This is a genomic window from Colwellia piezophila ATCC BAA-637, assembly GCF_000378625.1.
Taxonomy (GTDB): Bacteria; Pseudomonadota; Gammaproteobacteria; order Enterobacterales; family Alteromonadaceae; genus Colwellia; species Colwellia piezophila.
Genome location: NZ_KB905160.1, coordinates 95,142 through 101,200 on the forward strand (window position 1 = coordinate 95,142; position 6,059 = coordinate 101,200).

4 protein-coding genes are annotated in these 6,059 nt (G+C 40.1%); all 4 read left to right on the forward strand.

Annotated elements, in window-relative coordinates:
* Positions 1–25 precede the first annotated feature (25 nt).
* On the forward strand, positions 26–1,237 hold the full coding sequence (gene fabB / locus F580_RS0100480; RefSeq protein ID WP_019025733.1) for a beta-ketoacyl-ACP synthase I: 1,212 nt from the start codon (positions 26–28) through the stop codon (positions 1,235–1,237).
* 201 nt (positions 1,238–1,438) lie between these two features.
* Positions 1,439–2,650, forward strand: coding sequence for a 4-phosphoerythronate dehydrogenase (locus F580_RS0100485; RefSeq protein WP_019025734.1), 1,212 nt, complete (start codon positions 1,439–1,441; stop codon positions 2,648–2,650).
* Between the two features lie 10 nt (positions 2,651–2,660).
* Entirely contained in the window at positions 2,661–3,680 is a 1,020-nt protein-coding gene (locus F580_RS0100490; protein ID WP_019025735.1) for an aspartate-semialdehyde dehydrogenase, read from the forward strand.
* A 478-nt stretch (positions 3,681–4,158) separates the two neighbouring features.
* The coding region (locus F580_RS23675; protein ID WP_020621315.1) for a FimV/HubP family polar landmark protein at positions 4,159–6,059 on the forward strand (1,901 nt) is incomplete at its 3' end.

The window sequence follows — 6,059 nt, forward strand, 5'->3', positions numbered from 1 at the left end:
TTTATAATTATAGATGGTTAGTTAAATGAAACGTGTCGTAATCACAGGTCTAGGTATTGTATCTAGCATTGGTAATAATGCAGAAGAAGTTTTAGCCTCATTAAAAGCGGGTAAGTCAGGTATCACTCACTCGGACAGCTTTGCAGAGCAAGGTTTAAAAAGTAATGTTTGGGGTAAGCCAACTATAGCGATTAAAGATCATATTGACCGTAAAGCGGTACGTTTTATGGGCGATGCAGCCGGTTACGCTTACATTGCTATGGATGAAGCTATTAAGGACGCCAAATTAACTGAAGCACAAATATCAAACGTACGCACGGGTATTGTGGCAGGCTCAGGTGGCGCTTCATCAGAGAACATCGTTGCTTCAACAGATACGCTTCGCAGCCGTGGCATACGTCGAGTTGGTCCTTATGCGGTACCAAAAACTATGGGTAGTACAGTGTCTGCTTGTTTAGCTACGCCATTTAAAATTAAGGGCGTTAACTATTCAATTAGTTCAGCTTGTGCAACCAGTGCTCATTGTATTGGTAACGCGATGGAGCTTATTCAATTAGGCAAGCAAGATATTGTTTTTGCTGGTGGTGGTGAAGAAGTTCATTGGTCACTTGCTATGATGTTTGATGGCATGGGCGCGTTATCTGCAGGTCGTAATGATACGCCTGAATTAGCTTCACGTACTTATGATGCAGACCGTGACGGTTTTGTTATTTCTGGCGGCGGCGGTATGGTTGTTGTCGAAGAGCTTGAACATGCCCTTGCTCGTGGCGCACATATATACGCTGAACTTGTTGGCTATGGCGCTACTTCTGATGGCTATGACATGGTAGCACCAAGTGGTGAAGGCGCAGTTCGTTGTATGCAACAAGCTATGCAAGGTGTTGAAGGTAAAATTGATTACTTAAATACCCATGGTACTTCTACTCCAGTTGGCGATGTGAAAGAATTAGGCGCAATTCAAGAATTATTTGGTGATGATTCACCGGCAATTAGTGCAACTAAAGCAATGACGGGTCATGCACTTGGCGCTGCTGGTGTTCACGAAGCTATTTACTCAATTTTAATGATGGAAAACAGTTTTGTTGCCCCATCAATCAACATTGTTAACTTAGATGACAAAGCGCAAGGTTTAGATATTGTTACTGAAAAACGCGATGTTGAGTTAAACCTAATCATGTCTAACAGCTTCGGTTTTGGTGGCACTAACGCCACGTTAGTGATGAAGAAATATAAATAACTTTATATTGTGCAGTTAGGCTGCTGACTTAGACAAATGTTCTAAGTTATAAAAAAACCACGTTAGGCGGATGCTTGATGTGGTTTTTTCGTTTCAGAAGTGGCATTTTTTAGCTATGTCTGCCTAGCTTCATCTAGCACTTAATAGTTAAATAAGCGTATAATTGCGCACTTTAAGGCCTCTAGTCAGTTAATAGAATCAATGAAAATATATTTTGATGAAAATATGCCCTTTGCCAAAGAGTTTTTTAGTGAACTCTGTCACCTTAACTTTGGTAATAGCAGTGCTAGTCACCGCGCGCTTGATGAGTCACCACAAGGTGAGTTAGTACCTTTCTCTGGGCGGACGTTAACCGCCGAGCAAGTTGCCGATGCCGATGTCCTACTGGTGCGTTCCATTACCCAAGTTAATGCGCAACTACTGCACCTTAACGATAAACTTATTTTTGTTGGTAGCGCTACGATAGGTACCGATCATATTGATCAAGATTATTTAGCCAATCGTAATGTTGCCTTCCATTCAGCGCCAGGCTGTAATGCTATCTCAGTGGCTGAATATGTATTAAGTGCATTAGTGGTATTAGCTGAGCGTTATCTACTCGATTTATCATCTTTAACCGTCGGTATTGTTGGCGGTGGTAATACCGGCTCCCGTTTAAGCGAAAAATTAACGGCATTGGGTATTGAGCATAAAATATGCGACCCCTTGCTTGCTGAAAAACAGCTGCAAGATAAGAGTAATACTCCTGCGGATAGCAGAAATTATGTATCACTGACGGAAGTATTCACCTGTGATGTGATTTCTCTGCATGTGCCTAAAATTGTTGGCGGTGAATACCCAACCTATAAATTAATAAATGAAGAAATTCTGGCGCAGTTAGGTGATGAGCAAATATTGATCAGTGCTTGTCGTGGTGACGTTATTGATAACCACGCCTTATTGGCGCTTAAACAACAAGGCCATGGTCTAAAAATTGTCCTTGATGTTTGGCAAGGTGAGCCCGACGTTCTTGAAGCTTTAATTCCCTATACCGAAATAGCCACTGCGCACATTGCCGGTTATAGCTTAGAAGGAAAAGCACGTGGTAGTGAAATGCTCTATCAGGCATTATGTCTACAGCTTAACGTTGAAGCCAAATATCAGTTAAAAAGTTTTTTACCGTCAGCAAGTATTCCTGCAATTGAAATTAATCAAGATTTTAGTCAAATACTACTAAACCAGTTAGTTAAAATGGTTTACGATGTTAGACGAGACGATGCAATATTTCGTCAACAGCTTTCGACTCAAGGTTTTGACAGTTTACGGAAAAATTACCCGGTTCGCAGGGAGTTTTCTGCTATTACGGTTACCTTATCATCCAATGCCCTAAGTGATGTGCCACATCGCTTAGGTTTTAGTAAAACGTCCAACTAGAGAGAGAATCATGGCACAGAAATTTGATGTATGTATACTTGGCGCAACAGGATTAGTTGGCAAAACAATTATGGAAATCTTAGAAGAAAGAGATTTCCCTATCAATAAACTCTACCCATTAGCAAGTGCTCGCTCTGCTGGTGAGATTATTGAGTTTAAAGGTAAAAGTATTGAAGTACTTGACGCGGAACATTTTGACTGGAGCCAAGCACAAATTGGTTTCTTCTCTGCCGGTGGTGCCACCTCAGCTAAGTACGCGCCTATAGCAGGTGAAGCCGGTTGTATTGTTATCGATAATACCTCTGAATTCCGTTACGACGCAGATATCCCTCTCGTTGTGCCGGAAGTTAACCCTGAAGCCTTAGCTGACTATCGTAATCGCAACATAATCGCTAACCCTAATTGTTCAACCATTCAAATGATGGTAGCGATAAAGCCTATTTATGATGCCGTAGGTATTAGCCGGATAAATGTTTGCACTTACCAATCCGTTTCTGGCGGTGGTAAAGAATCTATGGATGAATTGGCAAAACAAACAGCTGATTTATTGACGGGCAAGCCAGTAGAAAGTAAAAACTTTTCTCGTCAAATCGCTTTTAATGTTATTCCACAAATCGACGTATTCTTAGAAAATGGTTACACCAAAGAAGAAATGAAGATGGTTTGGGAAACTAAGAAAATATTGGGTGATGAAAACGTGTTAGTTAACCCAACAGCCGTACGTGTTCCGGTATTTTTTGGTCATGGCGAATCATTGCACATCGAGACAAACTCACCTATTTCAGCTGAAGAAGTTAAAGATTTATTAGAGAAAGCGCCAGGTGTGGTTGTTTGTCGTAATGATGAAGACTTTCCTACTCAAATTGGCGATGCAAGTGGCAAAGATGATACCTTTGTTGGTCGTATTCGTGAAGATATCAGCCATAACTGCGGCATCAATATGTGGGTTGTGGCCGATAATGTTCGTAAAGGTGCGGCAACAAATAGTGTACAAATTGCTGAGCTGTTGGTAAAAGACCATTTAAGCTAGGCTCGCATACAACAGTAAAGCTAAAAGCTTAGTGAGTAACTTCACTATCAATTTAGTTATTTATAAGACTCGTCAATGGCGGTAGAAATACTGTTGTTAACGAGTTTTTTGTTTTTCTTTCTGCCAAACTTATGAGCAATCCCCATGTTGGCTTTACTGTCACCTATAAAATTCGGACTAATTCATAGGGGGTAAGACCCATTCCCCAATAAAAGTATCGACATATACTGAGTATTCAAAAACAGCGTATTGATTTAGCCCTGAGTTATAAAAATAGAAGACTTATTGAGTTAATTTGCTATTATCTTGTTAGTTAATGGTTTTTTGGAATAAATATTGCAGTTTATTTTTTAGGTAAGTTTTATTTCACAAAAAATAATACCATGCGGTATTTTTTTGGCGCTAAAATAGACTAATTAGCGTCATTATCTAACGTAAACCTAAAGTAAGTTTAATTTGTTAAATTAGGAATATCTCCATGCAAAAATTATTGCGTCTGTGCCTATGGCAGGCGATTATTGTTGGCATACTCACCGCTCATTTCCCTATTAATGCGGAAGAAGATCGTGGCATACGTATGCGAGGGCCTAAAAGTAGTGATGTTTTCCCTTATGAACGTTATGGCCCAATCACCTCTAGGGATACCTTATGGAATATCGCCACTCGCGTTCGTCCTGATTCGCGTTTAAGTGTTTATCAAGTAATGCAGGCACTTTACCAAGAAAATCCACAAGCTTTTGTTGATAGTAATATTAACCACTTAGTCGAGGGGCAATATTTAAAAATTCCATCATTCAATAATATGATGGCGATAAATACTGAGAGCGCAAAAGAAAAGTCACAACGCGATGCTAAGCTTTGGAAAAAATCTCAGCCTAAAGTTATAGCAAAGGTAGTGCCAACAGAGCCTGGCGTTAATAAAAAAGACTTAGAGATCGTAAAAACAGCCATTAAAGATCAATTGCAAAAGATTGATGGCCAACAGCAAGCAAGATTAGAAAATATTCAAAATGATATTTCAGATTCTATCAATGGTTTACAGGCTATATTGAAAGAGAATGATGATTTACGTCAGCGACTAAATTCTTTTAGTGACCAGCTTGGCGTTATGCAAAATGAGGTGGCTAAAGGCAAAGAAATCAAGTTGCAAATGGACGATATGATTAAATTGCAGCAAGCTTTATTAGCAAAAGCGGAAGCGAGAGAAAGACAACTATTACTTGAAAAACAACAAGCAGAACTCGCTGAACAAGATATCACTTCTAGCCTATGGTTTAAAATCGTCATGGGCACTTTACCTGCTATTTTACTACTCGCTCTTTTAGCCTTCTTGTTCAAACGTAGGAAACAGGCTTCTGATGAAGTGTTTTTTAATGAGCTCAATAGTAAAAATAAAACGCCTAGACCAGACAAAAAAAATGTAGCTGAAGAATTATCACTTGATGATGAATTGTCATTGGGTGAATTAAATTTAGACAATGAACTTGATCTAAGTGAAGAGTTATCACTCGACGATGAACTGTCTCTTGATGATGAATTAGGGCTAGACGATGACCTTTCTATAGATCTTATTGAAAAAGACGATAATGATATTCATTTAGATGAAGACGATAGCTTAGATGACCTAGATGACCTCGATGACCTTGAAGATATCCTTCTTGATGGGGATAGTAATAATGAAATACTTGAGGGAGGGGAGCTAAACCAAGATGATCTCAATGATTTACTCGGTAGTTTAGATGATCTAGATGATGAAGACTTCGATGAAAAAGTTGAAGACAAAGTTGAAGGGAAAGCCGAAGAAGCACCCGCTGCGGATGTCACAGACCCTGACGATATTGATGCCTTGCTTGACACGGCTAGTTCTGCAGAGTCAGATAAATCTGATGAGCTTGAGGGCGGACAGCTAAATCAAGATGACCTCAATGACTTACTTGGAGGTTTAGATGATCTCGATGATGATGACTTCGACGGCAATGCAGAAGAAAAATCTGAAGACGTGCCAGCTGCTGATACCGAGAGTGATTCGGTAACTGAAGCGCCTGTTGAGAAAAAAACAGAGGAAAAATCTGAAGAGCAAACCGAAGAAGAAGAAGTACCTGCTGGTGATGTCACCGACCCTGATGATATTGATGCGCTGCTTGAAGCCGCTAATGTTTCAGTCAATGATACGGTTGATGCTGCAAAAGGTGATGTTGAGAATGATTCGGTAAGTGAAGCGCCTCTTGAGAAAAAAACCGAGGATAAATCTGAAGAGCAAACCGAAGAAGAAGAACCTGCTGTCGATGTCACCGACCCTGACGATATTGATGCCTTGCTTGACTCTGTAGCGGAAGCCGCTGATGTCACCGACCCTGACGATATTGATGCCTTGCTTGA